Raw genomic sequence first — 18441 nt, 5'->3', positions numbered from 1 at the left:
ATGTTTAAACGTACTTTAGTGACCTTCACCGCACTGCTGTCTCTGGCTGCGTTGTCGCCAGCTGCGTTGGCTGCTGCACAGCAACACGTGCTGCTGACTACCTCCGCAGGGAATATTGAAGTGGAACTCGACAGTGCCAAGGCACCGGTTTCTGTGAAGAATTTTGTCGATTACGCCCAAAGCGGCTATTACAACAACACCATATTCCATCGCGTCATCCCGGGCTTTATGATCCAGGGTGGCGGGTTTACTGCTGATATGCAGCAGAAGAAGACCAATGCGCCGATCGCCAACGAGGCGGACAACGGCCTGCGTAACCTGCGCGGTACTATCGCTATGGCCCGCACCGCGGAGAAAGACAGCGCCACCAGCCAGTTCTTCTTCAACGTCGCGGACAACGCCTTCCTCGACCACGGCCAGCGTGACTTCGGTTATGCCGTCTTTGGTAAAGTGATCAAAGGCATGGACGTGCTTGATAAAATTGCCCAGGTAAAAACCGATAACGTCGGTCCTTACCAGAACGTGCCGACCACGCCAGTGGTGATTCTTTCTGCGAAAGTTTTACCATAAACCGTTAAGCATTTTTCACCGGCTTATTGAAACCTCCGTTTTTTAACGGGGGTTTTTTATTGCCTGTTTTCCGCCGATCACTTGACGCTTATTCGGCTGACTAATAGGTTTTAATCAGCGGGCGAGCACACCCGATCTCAAAGGACAATCAAATGAGTGAAGCACGTCTGATAGCCAAAGCCATGCATGATGGCCAGCCGACGCGGGATCTGGTCATTTTGCCTGCGCTGGCGAACCGTCATGGCCTGATCACCGGCGCGACCGGCACCGGGAAAACCGTCACCTTGCAGAGAATGGCCGAGCAATTTTCCCGCATCGGCGTGCCGGTGTTTCTGGCCGACGTCAAGGGCGACCTGTCCGGCATCGGCGCGGAGGGTGTCATCTCGGAAAAACTGAATGCCCGGTTGCAGGGCATTGGCGTCACCGACTGGCAGGCGCAGGCCTGCACGCTCATTCCCTGGGATATCTTCGGCGAGAAGGGCCACCCAATCCGCGCTACGGTGTCTGACCTCGGCCCGCTGCTGCTGGCCCGCCTGCTGGATTTAAACGACGTGCAGGGCGGCGTGCTCAACCTGGTGTTTAAAATTGCCGATGACAACGGCCTGCTGCTGCTCGACATGAAAGATTTGCGGGCGATGGTGCAGTTTGTTGGTGACAACGCCAAACAGTTCCAGACGCAGTACGGCAATATTTCACCGGCCTCAGTGGGCGCTATCCAGCGCGGGCTGATGTCGCTGGAAAGCCAGGGAGCCAATCAGTTCTTCGGCGAGCCGATGCTCGACATCCAGGACTTGATGAAAACCGACGCCAACGGTCACGGCATCATTAACCTCCTGGCGGCCGACAAACTGATTAACCAGCCGAAACTCTATTCGGTATTCCTGCTGTGGTTGCTGGCTGAACTGTTCGAACATCTGCCGGAGGTGGGTGACCCGGAGCAGCCAAAGCTGGTGTTTTTCTTTGATGAAGCGCACTTGCTGTTTACCGATGCGCCTGCCGCCTTGCTAACCAAGATCGAGCAGGTGGTCAGGCTTATCCGTTCTAAAGGTGTCGGGATCTATTTTATCACCCAGAACCCGCTGGATATCCCCGACAGCGTACTCGGGCAGTTGGGCAACCGGGTGCAGCATGCCCTGCGGGCCTTTACCCCGCGCGATCAGAAAGCGGTAAAAGCGGCGGCGCAAACCCTGCGTGCCAATCCAGCGTTTGATGCTGAAACGGCTATTTCTGAGCTGGGTGTCGGTGAAGCGCTGGTCTCTTTTCTTGATGAAAAGGGGCGTCCGAACGTGGTTGAACGGGCAATGGTGATCGCACCAGAATCGAAAATGGGCCTGCTGGGTAATGACGGCCTGAACCGGGCGCTGAATAAGTCGCCGCTGTATGGGCGTTATGAAGATGCGATTGACCGTGAATCGGCGTATGAAAAAATTAACGCACAGGGTTTTGACACGGTAGCGCCAGCGCCAGGCAGTACCGCGCCGAAACCAGCAGAAAACCCGGCCAGCGGCGGCGGTCTGATGGGCGGCCTGAATGAAATTCTGTTCGGCTCGACCGGTCCGCGTGGCGGGAAACGTGACGGCGTGGTGCAGTCGGTGGCGAAAAGCATGGCACGTGATGTCGGGCGTCAGATCTTGCGCGGCATTTTGGGGTCAATAATGGGCGGGCGTAAGAAATAAACTGATTTTTAGACCCGCGTACACCCTGCTCCGGCAGGGTTTTTTATGTACATAACATAATAAAATTAGCTGAAGCGCGTCAGCTTTTGCTGTTTTTTCCTGCGTAGCATCACCTTGTCAGTGTAATTCCTCTTCTTCTTGCATGCAGTAATGTCAGATAACCGACAAATCCTTCCACTGAAACGCGTCAATGTCCCGCGAGTTGAAAGCTGTCACATTTTTATAGCGTGGCTGTTACTAGGCTTAGGCTGTTTCCGCTTAATCAATTCAGCAAAGGGTATGAAGAATGAAAAAAATCATCGTAACGGGCGTGGTAATGGGGCTGATGTCATGGCAGGTCGCGGCACAATCTTTCGTGCTGACCGATGCTGAAGCCGGGACTGACAAGGGTGACTGGCAAATTAGCAGCCAAAAGCTGAAGCTGGCGGGTGCCGATTTCAGCATTGAGCAGAAAGTGCTGCACGGCGGTAAGCAGGAAGGCTCCAAAGTCCTGACCATCACCAGTAAAGGACTGACGATTGCTCTCAGCCCGACGCGCGGCATGGATTTACTCCATGTGACCGGTGACAACATCCGGCTCGGCTGGGATTCCCCGGTCAATGAAGTGGTTAACCCGGCGTTTATCAATCTGGAAAGCCGCAATGGTGTGGGCTGGCTTGAAGGTTTTAATGAGATGATGGTGCGCTGTGGCTACGAATGGACCGGGCATCCGGTGGTGGCTGACGGCATGATTTATACGTTGCATGGCCGTGCAGGCAACACGCCAGCGTCGAAAGTGGTCGTGGACATTGCCGACACTGCGCCGTATCAAATCACCGTGCGCGGCTTGATCAAAGAACACACTTTCAAGAAAGCCAAACTAGAGACGTGGACCGAGCTGCGCTATGTGCCGGGCAGTCACTCGTGGACTATTCACGACACCCTGACCAACCAGTCTGACTACCCGCATGACTACCAGATCATCTATCACAGTAATTTTGGTCAGCCGATCCTCGAGCAGGGCGCGCGTTTCATCGCACCGGTGAAATCAATTTCACCTTTTAATGATTACGCCAAAAAAGGCATGAAAGACTGGCAGACCTACGCCGGTCCGACCAAAAACTTTGATGAAATGGTCTTCAACATGGTGCCTTACGCCGATGCGCAAGGTAAAACCATTGCCGGCGTGGTTAACCAGGCGGGTAATAAAGGCGCATCCATTGAGTTCAATACCCATCAGTTGCCATTGCTGACCTTGTGGAAAAATACCGATACGCTGAAGCAGGGTTACGTCACAGGCATCGAACCCGGCACCAACTATGCTTATCCGGTGACCATTGAACGTAAACAGGGCCGTGTCAAACAGCTGCAACCTGGGCAGAGTACCGTGTTCGAACTGACTTACTCGCTGCTGCCGGATGCTGACGCGGTGAGTAAATTTGAGCAACGGGTGAAAACGATTCAGGGCACGCAGAAAACCGAAACCAGCGATACGCCTATCGCCGTTGAGTGATTTTCCTGAAATATGAATTTTTTCAAGGCGCCCCGGTGGCGCCTTTTTGTTGGTTTTTTCGCCCGTCTTTTCCCTGTCTATACTTAACCCCAGAAGACAGGTGTTAAAATCCATGCCAGAGGAGTTTAGATGAGTACTACACCGACCCTAAAACAGAAAGAAAAGTTGTTCCGTGAGCGTCAAAACCTCAATTTTATGGCCAGCAGTCAGCTGGACGGATTACAGATCGACCAGGTCAGGCTAAGCGACGAGCAAATTGCCCAACGGCTTGAAGATTTGAGGGCGCACTATGAACGATAAGCTGAACGCAGGCGTCGACCCCTATGTCTATCCCGGTATCCATGTACTGAAGAATAAGCTGGAAATCCACGAAGCCAACCGTCTGGCGCAGGCCGAGATGGCCTTTACTGCGCTGCGTGCCGCGACGATCACCCTCGGACAACCCGCGATGGGCTTACCGCATCTGTGCGCTATTCATCAGACGCTGTTTCAGGATATCTACACCTGGGCCGGTGAACTGCGCGAAATGGATATCTATAAAGAGGACACCCCGTTCTGCCACTTTGCCTACATCGAGAAAGAGGGCAATGCGCTGATGCAGGCGCTGGAAGGTGAGGCTTATCTGGCGGACTTGCCGCTGGACGCGTTGTGTAAAAAACTCGCCCACTACTACACCGGTATCAACCTGCTGCATCCGTTTCGCGAAGGGAATGGCCGTGCTCAGCGTATCTTCTTCGAACAGTTGATCATTCATGCCGGTTATGACATCCAGTGGTCGAAAGTGGGGCAGGTGCGCTGGCTGGAGGCCAACAAGGCGGCGGTATTTGGTGATGAAAAACCGCTGACCGAAATCTTTAAAAAAGTGGTCAGTGAAATCGACAGCGGCAACTAGCCGCGAAAGTGGGTAGAATTGGCCGGGTAATTTCATTGACTGAAGACCCGGACCGCCATGCTGCTGCTGATCGACAACTACGACTCGTTTACCTATAACCTCTATCAATATTTTTGCGAGCTGGGTACCGAGGTGCTGGTTAAACGTAACGATCAACTCAGTCTCGCTGATATTGAACAGCTGGCCCCTTCCCATCTGGTGATCTCGCCCGGCCCCTGCACGCCGGACGACGCGGGCATTTCCATGGCGGCCATCACCCATTTTGCCGACCGGCTGCCTATTCTCGGCGTTTGCCTTGGGCATCAGGCCATGGCGCAAGCTTTTGGTGGGCAGGTGGTGCGGGCGCGTCAGGCCGTTCATGGCAAAACCTCGCCGATTCGTCATACCGGACAGAGTGTTTTTAGTGGTCTGAATAATCCCCTTACCGTGACGCGCTACCATTCGCTGATCGTTGCCGCAGAGAGCCTGCCTGAGTGCTTCACGCTTACCGCCTGGACCGAACGCGATGGCCAGCCGGACGAGATCATGGGTATCGCCCATAAACAGCTTCCTCTGCACGGTGTCCAGTTTCACCCTGAAAGCATTCTCAGCGAGCAGGGCCATCAGCTGTTGAATAATTTCCTTAAGATTTAACTGCTTAACCTCCGGGAGTAAATTACTTCCCCGCAAAGGCCGATTTTTGTTTGCCTGCGCGTGATTTATTATGCATATTTTATGACTATATTTTCACATTCAGCGCGAGTGTGGATGCTGTCTTATAACGGCGGTTAACGTGTGATATCACGTGTAACAGATTGAAGAGGATAAGGATAATGGCAGAGAAAGCAGCGGTGAGTCGTGATGTATTTGATCGGGTGATTTTGCCTATTTTTGCACCTGCGCAGTTTATTCCTGTCAAAGGGAAAGGCAGCCGCGTGTGGGACCAGCAGGGTACCGAGTACGTTGATTTTGCTGGTGGTATCGCGGTGACCGCCCTGGGGCATTGTCATCCTGCGCTGGTGAAAGCCTTGCATGAGCAGGGCGAGACCCTGTGGCATGTGAGTAACGTCTTCACCAACGAACCTGCTCTGCGACTGGCGCAGAAGCTGATTGACGCCACCTTTGCTGACCGGGTGTTTTTCGCCAACTCCGGCGCAGAAGCCAACGAAGCCGCCTTCAAGCTGGCGCGTTATTACGCCTCGCACCGCCATAGCCCGTACAAAAGTAAAATCATCGCCTTTCATAACGCGTTTCATGGTCGTACGCTGTTCACCGTTTCCGTTGGCGGTCAGCCAAAATATTCTGATGGCTTTGGCCCGAAACCGGCTGACATTGTCCACGTACCGTTCAACGATCTCGCCGCCGTAAAAGCCGTGATTGATGACCATACCTGCGCCATCGTGGTTGAACCGGTTCAGGGCGAAGGCGGTGTAATGCCAGCCACTCAGGAATTCCTGCAAGGTTTACGTGATTTGTGCGATGAGCATCAGGCTTTGCTGGTGTTTGACGAAGTACAAAGCGGTATGGGCCGCAGCGGTAAGTTGTTCAGCTACATGAATTACGGCGTTACCCCGGATATTCTGACCGCGGCCAAAGCGCTCGGCGGCGGTTTCCCGGTCAGTGCGATGTTGGCGACGGAAGAGGTAGCCTCGGTCATGGAGCCGGGTAAACACGGCACTACCTACGGCGGTAACCCGCTGGCCTGCGCTGTTGCCGAAGCGGCGCTGGATATCATTAATACGCCAGAGGTGCTGGCAGGTATCAGTGAGCGCCGCGAGGCTTTCATTCAGGCGCTGGAAGCCATTAATCAGAAATACGGCGTGTTCAAAGAGTTCCGCGGTCAGGGGTTGTTGATCGGTGCCGAGCTGTCCGACGCCTACAAAAACCGCGCGGGCGAATTCCACAAAGCCGCCGCCGAGTGTGGCCTGATGATTCTGGTAGCCGGCCCGAACGTTATGCGGTTTGCGCCATCCCTGGTGATTGAGTTCGCAGACATCAGCGAGGGGATGAATCGCTTTGAGAAAGCGATTGGTAAAGTTTTGGGGGGCTGAGCGAGCCCCGGACGCTTTTAAATTCAAATTCAAATTCAAGGTCGTGGGCGTCGGCCCACACCGACCAGAGGGCCGCAGTCGCTCGGCCCTCTGGACTCCGAGCTTTTTAAAAAACAGCAGCTGCGCTGGTCACAATGGCCGTGTTTCAGGAATTTCCGTTATAGCCGCAAACTCCGCCGCTGCGCGGTACTCTCATTTCGGGTTCGGACCAGCTCGGAAAAACACTCTCGCTGTTTTTCACCACTCATTCGACGTCGTTTTGAACGCGGCCGAAGCTTTCTTAAATTCAAAACCAGACAGATTTATTGTCTTTTATTCTGTTTTTTATCTTTTGACCTACATAGCCGCTAAGGCGCAGTCAAAAATGGCACCGGATGAGAGGTTCGAGACCTGAGGCTCGAATCCCGAAATTCGGGGACGGCGAAGCCGTGACATTTTGCGCCTCACGCGGAAGTTTCAGAACATGTCCAATAACCCAGCGATAGCGCGCAGTTAAAAAAACGCAGGATTCCAAAGGAGGTTCGTTTAAACCTCCTTTGGGCCAGTGTGGGCGGCGAGCCCACGGTCTTGAAGCTGAAGCTGAAGCTGAAGTTGAAGTTGAAGTTGAAGTTGAATTGGCGATTGAACAGCCGAAACTGTTCAGCGATCCCTGACTCGCCGTGTCAGCCAGATCCCATGATGTGGCCTCTGCTTCCACGCCAGTGACGAAATAGTGTGCATGACACTCAAATGTGACAGCACCCGCCGCAGATGGCGTTCCATCTCGGTTATCGGCATGTCGGGGTGTAATTCGGGGGTGGCGAACAGGCTGTTTTCGCTGCTCGGGCCGTCGTAGGTCAGGCGTTGCTGACAACTTTGCAGGGCGATTTCGCAACGTTGCAGATAGTCCATCGCCAGCTGGGGCGTCAGCATGTAGTGCTCACGAGCCAGAATGGTCATGGCATTAATATGCTCGACCACAAACTGGCTGTGCGTCACCCATAAGCGCATGTCGGTCAGATAACGCGAGTTAAAGCCCGGTTCCTGCATCGCCTGATTGAGCGCCGTGAACAGGGCATTGTGCGCCTGCGTGACCTGCATGCGGGCGTAAGCCAGTTTCACAGGATCAGGATTTTCTTCCAACAGTAACCGGATGGCGTTCTGATCGCTTTCCAGCGCCTGCCAGGCATTCTGCCGCAACAGGCCACTCTGCCACTGCGGCCATAGCCAGAGCGTGCCGCCAAATGCCAGCGCGCAGCCAATCAGGGTATCGATAAGCCGGGGAACCAGAAAATGTGCGCCATTCATCGCCAATAGTTGCAGCGTATAGACCGCCGTGACCGTCATACCAATCATCGCCAGCCCGTAGTTTTTTCGCAGCACAGTGTATGAAGCCACGGTGATTAACAGCATACACATCAGCGTCACCCCTTCGGGCAACTCAAGTTGCAACAGACCGGCAGCGAGCAGTAAACCGATCAGTGTGCCGAGCGCACGGTGCTGGATCCGCACCCGCGTGGCGTTGTAGCCGTTCTGGCTGACCAGCATCACGGTGAGCAAAATCCAGTAGGGTTTTGGCAAATTGAAGAACAGCCCGAGGCTGCTGCCGATGGCCAGTGCCACGCCGAGGCGTGCGGCATTACGCAGCGCCACGGATTTAAACGACAGATAACTTTTCAGTGCCGCCCAGAAGGGCAGGCGGGTCTGCGTTTGCATCAGATCGCGGCGATAAAGCGGGCGCTGGGTGCGCAGCAGACGTGCGATGCGGCTGAAATGGTAATAACAGAACTGACCGACCGGGTTATCACGGTAGCGCGAGGCGATTTTCTCCAGTGCCGCCAGCTCATTGGCCATGGTGAAACGCTCGGAACGCCGGTGATAAAGAATGTCGTCCGCCAGCACCCGCAGCCGGGCGGCAATCACCTGTGCATTACGGCGGATCACCGCTTCGGCATGACTCTCCTCCACCAACTTTTGCACTTCTTCGGGCAGATGCAGGCTGACGGTAATGTGCTCCTGCAAGTCGAGAGCTACCTGAAACCGCTGGAACAGCCGTTTATGCTTATGTTGGTTGTCATGATGCGGCAACATATGCAACTGCTGATAGAGCAGGGCGATGAGGTCAATCACCTGCTGCTGGCGTTTGAGCAGCGGCGGCAAGGCTGTTTCGGGGTCGGTGTGTTGCGTCAGCAGGCTATATTTGGCTTCGAAGTAGTCCGCCAATTGCAGATAGAGCTGGCTCAGGCTTTCGCGCATGGGTTGTTCTTCGGACAAGCGGAACCATGCCCAGTTAAACAGCCCGTACCAGGCGGTACCGACGATGTACAGCAGCGGTGCATGCCAGATAGGCACCACGCCTGCCATGCTCAACGTGAAAATAGTGGCCACCAGCGCACCCGGCAGTAAACGCGCATGCAGCGGGCTGATTTCACCGGTGACGCCGAGCATCAGTGCCAGCGATAACATAATCAGCGGCAGCGGAACGTGCCAGTTCACCAGCATCAATTGCAGTATCAGGCTGCTGAAAGCAAACAGAGAACCGCCAATAATCAGGCGTTTGAAAAAGCGTTTATGCGGGGTATCGAGACCGGAGATATTGCAGCAGGCAGGCACCAGCGAGAACAGCAGGCCCATTTGTAACTGGCCGAACATCCAGGCAAGCGCCACGGGAATTGACAGCACCAGCGTCTGACGCAGGGCATAGTTGACTTCGGGATGATAAAAAAACCGACGCCACAACATCATCCGTTGCTTTTTCAGCCGCGCGATCATGTTTCCTATCGACCAATAAAAACGGCGCGACAGTTGCCTGCCGCGCCGTTTATCTGGGAATTAACGGGTGCCGTAAACGACAATCGTTTTACCGTGTGCGGAGATCAGACTCTGATCTTCCAGCATTTTGAGGATACGGCCCACCGTTTCGCGTGAACAACCGACGATTTGACCGATTTCCTGACGGGTAATCTTGATCTGCATACCATCCGGGTGGGTCATCGCATCCGGTTGTTTTGCCAGATTGAGCAAGGTCTGCGCGATACGGCCGGTGACGTCGAGGAAGGCGAGGTTACCCACTTTCTCTGACGTGACTTGCAAGCGTGTCGCCATCTGAGCAGAAAGGCGCATCAGAATGTCTGGATTTACCTGTATCAACTGGCGGAATTTTTTATAAGAAATTTCAGCCACTTCGCAGGCAGATTTGGCGCGAACCCATGCACTACGTTCCTGACCTTCTTCGAAGAGTCCCAGCTCGCCGATGAAGTCACCTTGGTTCAGGTAGGAAAGTATCATCTCTTTGCCTTCTTCATCTTTAATCAGGACGGCAACCGACCCTTTCACGATGTAGTAGAGCGTTTCGGCTTTTTCACCCTGGTGAATCAGCGTACTTTTCGATGGATATTTATGTATATGACAGTGAGACAGGAACCATTCAAGAGTAGGGTCTGTTTGTGGCTTGCCGAGAACCATTAGCTATTATCCTCTGTTGTTATCGCTGCCCAAAATCACAGGGCTCAGAGTTCCCTGTATGGCGTCTTAAAAAAATACGCGCCCTTTTAGCATAAGAACTGTCCAGTAATGCTGCAAGCGGGAGTCGGAGTGCAACAACTTATATATCTATATATTGCTGTTAACACCGTGGCTTCATTTTGAAAACCACAAACCCATCACCGCAATTTACTGAAAAGTGTGTATCGGCTTCGTTTGTAGCACAGGTTTGCCTGAGTGTCTTCTGTTGTCTCGCTTCAGCATGATGGCGATCGGGTTACGTTGCCGGTTTTTTCCTAAAAGGGTAGTCTGGAAGAAATTTTGGCGTAATAACGATACCGGGAGTAAAGCACATGCAGGCACGGGTAAAATGGGTTGAAGGGTTGACGTTTTTGGGTGAATCAGCGTCGGGTCACCAGGTTTTGATGGATGGCAACGCGGGCGATAAAGCCCCAAGCCCGATGGAAATGTTGCTCATGTCTGCCGGTGGTTGCAGCGCCATCGACGTCGTCTCTATTTTGCAAAAGGGTCGCAATGATGTGCAAAACTGCGAAGTGAAGCTGACCTCTGAACGTCGTGAAGAGGCACCGCGCCTGTTCACGAATATCAATTTGCACTTTATTGTCACCGGCAAGGATTTATCAGACAACGTGGTGGAGCGTGCCGTGGCCTTGTCTGCGGAGAAATACTGCTCGGTATCGCTGATGCTGGGGAAAGCCGCCACTATCACGCACAGTTTTGAAGTGGTTGAACCGGAATAAAGGTTCACCAGCAGTACGCCTGGCAATGGGCCCGCAGTAAATCCAGAAATCGCCGCGCCGCAAAGGTTAGCGGCGATTTTTGCGAATAGAGTACGCAATATTCCGCCTGCGGCAGACTATCAATGGACAGCAGGTGCAGCTTGTCCTGCAAACCGAAGGGCGTGCCCATCGCCCGCGCCACAATGGTCAGATAGTCAGACTGCAATACCAGATTTAACCCGCAGACCACCGAGTCAGTGCGTACCGGCGTTTCCGCCGACTGCTGATAAAACATCCCCATCGACAGCTGGATCTGCTGGTAGTACCCCATATCCGTCTCGGGCAGCACCCAGCGGGCGGTCTGTAACTCTTCGAGCGTGGTGGCGTTTTCCAGCGGATGCCCACGCCGCGCAAGAATACCGAAAGGTGCGCAAAATAACGGCTCGCGCACCAGATCCTCCAGCGGCAGCCCCGGACCAATCGTCCCCACGGCAAAATCCAGCCGGCCTTCGCGCAGCGCAGGCAGCAGCGTCGAAAGTTGCCCCTCTTTGACCATCAACTTGGCCTGCGGAAATGCCCCTTTAAACTCATCGGCCAGCGCCGGAAAAACCGTCATCGCAATCAGCGAAGAGCAGCCAATGGCGACCGCACCTTGTGTGTACTGATTCATTTGCTGAATTTCGTCGGCGGCCCGTTCCAGCTCCTCAAGAATGAACTGCATACGCTGCGCAAAAGCCCTGCCGGTTGAAGTCAGCGTCATCCCTTCGTTGCCGCGCACCACCAGTTGCGTATCGAGTGTTTGTTCAAGCTCACGCAGCGACCGGCTGACCGCTGGCTGAGACTGGTTCATCGCCCGTGCGGCACCGCGAATACTCCCACTGCGGATCACCTGCTGGAAAACCTTCAATTGCTGCAATTTCGGCAGATATCTCATCTCGCGCCCTATCAGAAAAAAGCATCACTCGTCTGAAAATTGCATCTTATGGCGCGGCTGTAAAGCTGGTAGCGTCATCTGGCTATCAATAACTTGTTGTAATTCAATAAATAAGTGATGTGCGTCGCATTTTAGCCTTCGTCCGACAGTGAATAAAACTGAGCGGGTGATAACAGAAAGGGATATCCGCTATGAAAAGTCGTTCCCTGATGATTTTTTTGCTGTTCGTCGGTTACGCGGTGGTTTACATCGATAAAACCGTGATTGGTTTTGCGCTGTTGCCAATAGAAAAGGAATTTAATCTTAAGCCCGAGCAATTTGGCTACATTACCGGTGTTTTTTTCCTCGCCTATTCCCTGTTTCAGATCCCTGCCGGGTGGCTCAATGATCGGGTTGGCTTCAAAAAGGTGCTGATCCTGTCGCTGTTTATGCTGGGCGGCTTTGCCCTGTGCTTTGGTTTACTGGGATTTGGATTCGGTCTGCTGGTGACGTTCCGTTTTCTGGCCGGCGTCGGGCATTCGGGGTATCCCACGTCCTGTGCGAAAGCCGTGGCGGCCAATTTCCCGCTTGAGCAGCGCACGTTCGCGCAATCTATTTTGCTCTCTTCGGCCGGTCTGGCGATGACCGCCGGACCGCTGATTGCGGTCTACAGTCTGGATTCCCTCGGCTGGCGCGGATCTTTCTCGGTATTAGGCATCCTGGCGTTTGTTATCGCCATTTGCATCGTGATTTTCGTCCCTAATCCCCCGCAGGCGCTTAATGCTAAATCGACTTCAACCCGTTGCGGCTATCGTGCCTTGCTGAAAAACCCGATTGTGCTGCTGCTGTTTGTTTCTATTTTCTGCATCAACATTCCTTCATACGGTTTGATGGCGTGGCTGCCGAAGTATCTGGTGCAGCAGCGCGGCATGTCGCTGGATACCTCGGGGCTGGTGGTGGCGACCGGCGGTTTAGGGATCTGGATCTCCTCCCTGGTTACCGGCTGGCTGGTGGGGCGCTATATGCAGGGTAAAGAGCCGAAAGTGGTGTTTTGCAGCTCAATGCTCAGCGCGCTCTGTATCTGGCTGGTGTACACCACGACGTCGGCTATGACCGCCGGGCTGTTCTTATTCCTCGGCTATATTTTCCTGATGGCTTCCTTTGTGACGGTGTTTACCTTGCCGATGAAACGCCTGCCTACGGACGTGATGGGCGCGGCGATGGGCATTATTAATACCGGCGGCACGTTAGGCGGCTTTGTGGCACCGATCGCCATGGGGTATTTGATCACCGTGACGCAAAGCTATTTTTCGACCTTTATTTTTCTGGCGATGGCCATGGTGGTTTCGGGTCTGGTGATCCTGCCGCTGGCCCGTCGCTCCCAGGCGCTGCTGCGCGATGCGGTTTAACAGAATATGACTGAGGAAATGATCATGACAGTGTGTTTTGAAACCTTACTGAACGATGTTAAACAGAAAGTGATCGGCTGGCGCAGACACATTCACGCCCATCCTGAGCTCTCTTTTCAGGAACAGGCGACCGCCGATTATATCGCCGCTGAGCTGGCCGCCTTCGGCCATCTTAAATTAACGCGGCTTACGCCAAACAGCGTGGTGGCGGATTTACAGGGCGCGCATCCTGGCCCGACCTATGCGCTGCGGGCTGACATTGATGCGTTGCCGATTCAGGAAGAAAACGACGAGCCATTCTGTTCGACGGTACCCGGTGTAATGCACGCCTGCGGGCATGATGCGCACGCCGCGATGCTGCTGGGGGCGGCCTGGGTACTGAGCCAGTGTCAGGCTGATTTGCACGGTTCGGTCCGGTTCATTTTTCAGCATGCCGAAGAGCTGCCACCGGGCGGTGCGCAGGAGCTGGTGGATCTGGGCGTACTGGATGGCGTGGAGAAAATCTTTGGCCTGCACGTGCTGCCGAACTTCCCGACCGGTGAAGTGGGCCTGAAAGAAGGCGTCTTCTGCGCTTCAACCGATAATTTCGATATCGTGATCCACGGCAAGGGCGGCCACGGTTCGATGCCGCATCTGTGTATCGATCCGGTGGTGATTGGTGCTGAAGTGGTGACGTCGCTGCAAAACGTGGTGTCGCGCCGGCTGGATCCGCTGCTGGTGCCGGTACTGACCATCGCGACTTTCCAGACCGGTGAAAGCTACAACGTGATCCCGGAACGTGTACGGCTGGCCGGTACGTTGCGTACCCATAACAATCTGGTGCGTGAGCAGGTGCCGAAGCTGATGGAGCAAACGGTAGCGGGGATCACCGCAGCCTATGGCGCAACCTATGAGATTCGCTGGACGCGTGGCTACGTCAATGGCGATAACCACCCGGATGCCTGCGTGATTGCGCGGCAGGTGATTGCCGACACCCTGGGCCAACAGGCGCTGAAGGAGATCGCCCAACCGATGTTTGGCGGCGAGGATTTCTCTTCTTATCAGCAGAAAATCCCCGGCTGTTTCTTGTTTATCGGCAGTGGCAACGAGGCGATCGGCGCGACCTATGGCGTGCATCACCCGCGTTTCAAGCTCGACGAAGAGGTGTTACAGATTGGCGTTAACCTCCATGTCGGTTTTATCCGCCAATTGCTGATGAACAACGCATAACGCAGTTACTCGATCTTCTTCCCTTCGAGCAGGCGCTGCACCAGCGGCGCCATGATCAGCTCCATCGCCAGCCCCATTTTCCCGCCCGGCACCACCAACGTATTGATGTGCGAGATAAACGAGCCCTGCAACATCGCCAGCAGATAGGGGAAATCGATATCGTCGATGCCACGGAAATGGATCACCACGAAACTTTCATCCAGTGACGGAATGGCTTTGGCGGCGAACGGGTTGGAGGTATCCACCGTCGGCACGCGCTGGAAGTTGATATGCGTGCGGGAGAATTGCGGCGTGATGTAGTTGATGTAGTCGTCCATCGAACGCACCACGGAATCCATCACCGCTTCACGCGAATGCCCGCGTTCGCCGGTGTCGCGCACCAGTTTCTGGATCCACTCCAGGTTAACAATTGGCACCACACCGACCAGCAAATCCACCTGCGCGGCGACGTCAATCTTGTCTGCCACTACGCCGCCGTGCAGCCCTTCATAGAATAAAACGTCGGTCGGTTCCGGCAACGCCTGCCACGGCGTAAAGGTGCCTGGCACCTGGTTATAGGGCACGGCTTCGTCATAAGTATGCAGATACTTACGCGACCGGCCGCTGCCATTTATGCCGTACTCTTTGAAGCTCTGTTCCAGCAAACCAAAGTCATTGGCTTCCGGCCCGAAATAGCTGATATGGCGACCGAGGTCACGGGCTTTGCGGATCGCTGCGTCCATTTCAGGGCGGGTAAAGTGGTGGAAGCTGTCGCCTTCCAGCTCGGCGGCACGCAGGCCAAGCTGTTGGAATATCTTACGAAACGCCAGACTGGTGGTGGTGGTTCCTGCACCGCTCGAACCGGTGACCGCAATAACGGGATGTTTGGCTGACATAATGCGCTGTTCTCCGTAAAGGTGATGCTGGCAGTCGTGCGGCGGTCTTTTCTTTGGTCGAAGACGTGGCGTCAACGCTGCGCATAATTACGCCTATTGTTACCATATTTATTCGAAAAGTGACAGATCTGACGCTTGCAGAAAAGAGCGCAGACGGCGTTCAACTGATGCCTGAAACGCAACGCAATGACGCCTTTTTGATGCTTTATTCTCCCCGGGTTTGCTCTAGACTGAAACTCACATTTGCCCGACATTTCGGAGTCACTTCGCCATGAATATGCCGTCATCCCGCTGGTGGTGGGACCTTTCCACGCTGGAATTCAGTCAGCTCGATATGCAAAACGTCGTGGCTATCCTGCCGATTGGCGCTGTGGAACAGCATGGGCCGCATCTGCCAGTACGGGTGGATGCCGCGATTAACGCCGGTATTGTCGCCCGCGCGGTGGAACTGCTGCCCGCCGATCTGCCGGTTTTGGTACTGCCCGCATTGCCGGTGGGGAAGTCAGATGAACATCTGGAATATCCCGGTACGCTGAGCCTGCCTTATGACGTGCTGGGTAAAGTATGGTTTGAAGTGGCAAAAAGCGCATGGCGCGCCGGGGTGCGGAAACTGATTTTCTGGAATTCCCACGGCGGTCAGCCGCAGTTGATGGAAATCGTCTGCCGCCAGTTGCGCATTGAGCTGGAGATGTTTGCCGTCGGCGCCAGTTGGTTTGCGACCATCGACAGTTCTGATTTATACAGCGCCACAGAAAGGGCGTTTGGCATTCACGGCGGCGAATCAGAAACCAGCGTGATGCTACATCTGCACCCTGATTTGGTGGCGATGGGCAACGCGGAAAACTTTATCTCTGCCGCCGCAGCACTGGCGGCACAGGGCGGTATTCTCACGCCGGAAGGCGGCGTGAGTTTTGGCTGGCAGGCGCAGGATTTACACCCCGCAGGGGTAACGGGTAACGCCGCCGCCGCCGACGCGGCACGCGGTGCCATCGAAGTCGAACGCGCCGCGCAGGCCCTGGTGCGGCTGGCGCAGGAAGTGTATGACTATCCGTTGGCCTCGGTCACCCAGACCACCCGTTTCAGGCAATAAACAGCCTGATAAGCGTAATGACGCGCAATGATGCAAACCCGTCAGGCGGTTTGCGTCATCATGGCTTTCACCGTTTCGGCCAGCACGCTGCCAATGGCGCTGGTGCCACGGTCGTGCCCTATCAGCATCAATTGCTGAGTCTGCTGCCCCAGTTCCCGCACCGGAATATAGATAAGCCGCCCGGCGCGCAGGTCGAATTCAATATCGAACGGCGTCAGGAAGGTCAGCCCCTGATCTTCCATCGCCGCATGGCGCATCACTTCAATCGAATTGGTTTCAATCACCGGATGCGCCGTGACTAACGCCTTGGCGAAGACGTCATTGAGGTACGGGCGGATCACGGTGGATTTATCGGCGATAACAATCGGGTAAGCGATGCAATCGCTGATGCGCAGGCTGGTTTTATCCGCCAGCGGATGGCCTGGTGCCACCACGGCGCCCAGCCGCCCGACGGCGCTTGATAACAGGCGCAGCGTGGGCGGCAGCACGAAATCAAAGCCCAATCCCAGATCCGCCTCGCCTGATTCAACCGCGGACATAATGTCATCGCCGTTGGTCAGTTGCCGCAATATCAGCTTCACGCGCGGGTTGGCGCGGCGGAATTCGCCCGCCATGCGTGGGATCAGGTTCGCCGCCAGCCCGCTCATCATCGCCACCGTCACTTCGCCGCGCCGCAACCCCTTCAACTCCTCGATTTTTACCTGCGCCCACTCCAGCTCTTTGAATGTCTGGCGGACATGATGGATCAGCACTTCGCCGGCAGCGGTCAGCACCATTTTACGCGGCAGACGCTGAAACAGCGGGGTACCGAGTTCATCTTCCAGCGCCAGAATCTGCCGGTTTATCGCTGATGCGGAAATGTGTAAACGCGCCGCCGCTTTGCGGATCGAGCCCGCCCGCGCCACCTGATCGAGATACATCAACAGCCGGTGCTGCAACATAAGAAAACCTCCGTGAACGAGCGTTGCTTAAAAGGCATCGCAGAGTGCGAAAAACTGTGCTTTTAAGGTAACGAAAAAATCGGCATAACTGAAGGACTGTTATCGGGGGAGTAAAGGCTATGTCTGGTTTATCGCGCCGTAATTTTGCCAAGGCTCTGGCAAGCATGATGTTGATTCCGTTGGCTGCACCACTGATGTCCCGCAAAGCGTTTGCTGCGGGTGAAACCATCAAAGTGGCGCTGTTATTACCGGGTTCTGTCGCCGATGGCGGCTGGAGCCAACTGGCGTATCAGGGTTTGCAAAACCTGAAATCGCAGGGATTTAGCGTCGCCAGCAGCGAAAGCGTGCCGCAGGCGCAGATGGAGCAGGTGATTCGGGGTTATGCCGATGACGGCTACAACCTGATCATCGGTCACAGCTTCGAATACGGTTCGGCTTTTAATGAAATCGGGCCGGAATATCCCGACACCTATTTCTTCGCCACCACCTTCAAACCGTCAGAAAAAGCGCCGGGCAACGTCGAGTTTGTTGATCTGGCTTATTTGAACGCCGCCTACGGCGCCGGTGCGCTGGCCGCGCTGATTTCCGAAAAGGGCAAAGCGGTGGGCTACGTCGGTGGCGGGGATAACCCGACGCAGCAAGGCATGATGCGCGCCTTTATTGCGGGGGCAGAGAAAGCGCGTCCGGGGGTGAAAGGACTGGGCATCGTCACCGGTGATTATGACAACGCTGCCAAAGGCCGCGAAGCCGCCAGCACCATGATCGGCAACGGCGCAGACGTTATCTGGCACAGCGCCGACGTGACTGGCCTCGGTGCAATTCAGGGCGCGGCGGCGGCCAAAGTGAAAGCCATCGGCTGTTATTCCGACCAGAAAAGTATCGCACCCGAGTTCGTGGCAACCAGCTTTGAAACCAACCTGCCGTGGGTGGTCGAGCAAGTGGCACACAGTGTACGTGACAAGAAATTCCTCGGCGGCCAGGAGTGGAAACCGAAAGTCTCGCAGGCGTGGTTACCGCTGTATGGCAGCGAGAAGTACAACAGCAAGTTAGTCAGCGCAGCGGCGTGGGCGACGTTCCAGGAAATCTGGGCACAGCTCGCCAGCGGCAGTATCGATGTCGCCAGTTTGATTAAAGCGAAATAA

17 protein-coding genes are annotated in these 18441 nt (G+C 54.9%); 12 read left to right on the top strand and 5 right to left on the bottom strand.

The features are described 5' to 3' along the window. From ppiA to argD, 7 genes are all read left to right on the top strand, one after another. Entirely contained in the window at window positions 1-570 is a 570-nt protein-coding gene (gene ppiA / locus EAH77_RS17695) for a peptidylprolyl isomerase A (RefSeq protein ID WP_140474137.1), read from the top strand. Between the two features lie 152 nt (window positions 571-722). Then, entirely contained in the window at window positions 723-2246 is a 1524-nt protein-coding gene (locus tag EAH77_RS17690) for a helicase HerA-like domain-containing protein (RefSeq protein ID WP_140474136.1), read from the top strand. 286 nt (window positions 2247-2532) lie between these two features. After that, the gene (locus EAH77_RS17685; RefSeq protein ID WP_140474135.1) at window positions 2533-3738 is read left to right on the top strand and encodes an aldose 1-epimerase family protein; all 1206 of its coding nucleotides are present in this window, start codon (window positions 2533-2535) and stop codon (window positions 3736-3738) included. A 129-nt stretch (window positions 3739-3867) separates the two neighbouring features. Beyond that, window positions 3868-4038 (top strand): YhfG family protein, encoded by a 171-nt coding sequence (locus EAH77_RS17680; protein ID WP_140474134.1) that lies wholly within the window; start codon window positions 3868-3870, stop codon window positions 4036-4038. Beyond that, on the top strand, window positions 4028-4630 hold the full coding sequence (locus EAH77_RS17675) for a putative adenosine monophosphate-protein transferase Fic (RefSeq protein ID WP_140474133.1): 603 nt from the start codon (window positions 4028-4030) through the stop codon (window positions 4628-4630). Before EAH77_RS17680 ends, EAH77_RS17675 begins: the two co-directional genes overlap by 11 nt. A gap of 57 nt (window positions 4631-4687) precedes the next feature. Next, window positions 4688-5263, top strand: coding sequence for an aminodeoxychorismate synthase component II (locus tag EAH77_RS17670; RefSeq protein WP_140474132.1), 576 nt, complete (start codon window positions 4688-4690; stop codon window positions 5261-5263). A gap of 179 nt (window positions 5264-5442) precedes the next feature. After that, the gene (argD, locus tag EAH77_RS17665) at window positions 5443-6660 is read left to right on the top strand and encodes a bifunctional acetylornithine/succinyldiaminopimelate transaminase (protein WP_140474131.1); all 1218 of its coding nucleotides are present in this window, start codon (window positions 5443-5445) and stop codon (window positions 6658-6660) included. Between the two features lie 639 nt (window positions 6661-7299). Here the strand turns inward: argD and EAH77_RS17660 are convergent. Both EAH77_RS17660 and crp read right to left on the bottom strand, forming a co-directional pair. Then, complete coding sequence (locus EAH77_RS17660) at window positions 7300-9378, bottom strand: YccS/YhfK family putative transporter (RefSeq protein WP_170215681.1); 2079 nt, start codon at window positions 9376-9378, stop codon at window positions 7300-7302. A 93-nt stretch (window positions 9379-9471) separates the two neighbouring features. Continuing rightward, window positions 9472-10104: a cAMP-activated global transcriptional regulator CRP gene (gene crp / locus EAH77_RS17655; protein ID WP_140474130.1), complete on the bottom strand. Its 633-nt coding sequence runs from the start codon at window positions 10102-10104 to the stop codon at window positions 9472-9474. A 371-nt stretch (window positions 10105-10475) separates the two neighbouring features. On the opposite strand from crp, the gene EAH77_RS17650 reads away from it, so the two are divergent. After that, entirely contained in the window at window positions 10476-10883 is a 408-nt protein-coding gene (locus EAH77_RS17650; protein ID WP_140474129.1) for an OsmC family protein, read from the top strand. 4 nt (window positions 10884-10887) lie between these two features. Here the strand turns inward: EAH77_RS17650 and EAH77_RS17645 are convergent, their stop codons facing one another. After that, window positions 10888-11796 carry a LysR substrate-binding domain-containing protein gene (locus EAH77_RS17645; protein ID WP_140474128.1) on the bottom strand — a complete coding sequence of 303 codons (909 nt, stop codon included), beginning with the start codon at window positions 11794-11796 and terminating at the stop codon, window positions 10888-10890. 191 nt (window positions 11797-11987) lie between these two features. On the opposite strand from EAH77_RS17645, the gene EAH77_RS17640 reads away from it, so the two are divergent. Together EAH77_RS17640 and EAH77_RS17635 are read left to right on the top strand one after the other, a co-directional pair. After that, entirely contained in the window at window positions 11988-13184 is a 1197-nt protein-coding gene (locus tag EAH77_RS17640) for an MFS transporter (protein ID WP_140474127.1), read from the top strand. Between the two features lie 24 nt (window positions 13185-13208). Next, window positions 13209-14393: an amidohydrolase gene (locus EAH77_RS17635; protein WP_140474126.1), complete on the top strand. Its 1185-nt coding sequence runs from the start codon at window positions 13209-13211 to the stop codon at window positions 14391-14393. A gap of 5 nt (window positions 14394-14398) precedes the next feature. On the opposite strand, the gene EAH77_RS17630 is transcribed toward EAH77_RS17635, so the two are convergent. Beyond that, window positions 14399-15268, bottom strand: a complete 870-nt coding sequence (locus tag EAH77_RS17630; RefSeq protein ID WP_140474125.1) for a phosphoribulokinase — start codon at window positions 15266-15268, stop codon at window positions 14399-14401. Between the two features lie 271 nt (window positions 15269-15539). Here EAH77_RS17630 and EAH77_RS17625 point away from each other — a divergent pair, with 271 nt between their 5' ends. After that, window positions 15540-16358: a creatininase family protein gene (locus EAH77_RS17625; protein WP_140474124.1), complete on the top strand. Its 819-nt coding sequence runs from the start codon at window positions 15540-15542 to the stop codon at window positions 16356-16358. A gap of 41 nt (window positions 16359-16399) precedes the next feature. Here EAH77_RS17625 and EAH77_RS17620 read toward each other — a convergent pair whose 3' ends face one another. Then, a complete protein-coding gene (locus EAH77_RS17620) occupies window positions 16400-17299 on the bottom strand; it encodes a LysR family transcriptional regulator (protein WP_140474123.1) in 900 nt (299 codons plus the stop codon). A 119-nt stretch (window positions 17300-17418) separates the two neighbouring features. Here EAH77_RS17620 and EAH77_RS17615 point away from each other — a divergent pair, with 119 nt between their 5' ends. Further along, the gene (locus EAH77_RS17615; RefSeq protein WP_140474122.1) at window positions 17419-18441 is read left to right on the top strand and encodes a BMP family protein; all 1023 of its coding nucleotides are present in this window, start codon (window positions 17419-17421) and stop codon (window positions 18439-18441) included.

The organism is Ewingella americana (assembly GCF_006438725.1).
GTDB classification, from domain to species: Bacteria; Pseudomonadota; Gammaproteobacteria; order Enterobacterales; family Enterobacteriaceae; genus Ewingella; species Ewingella americana_A.
This window is presented reverse-complemented; position numbering and strand designations above follow the sequence as displayed.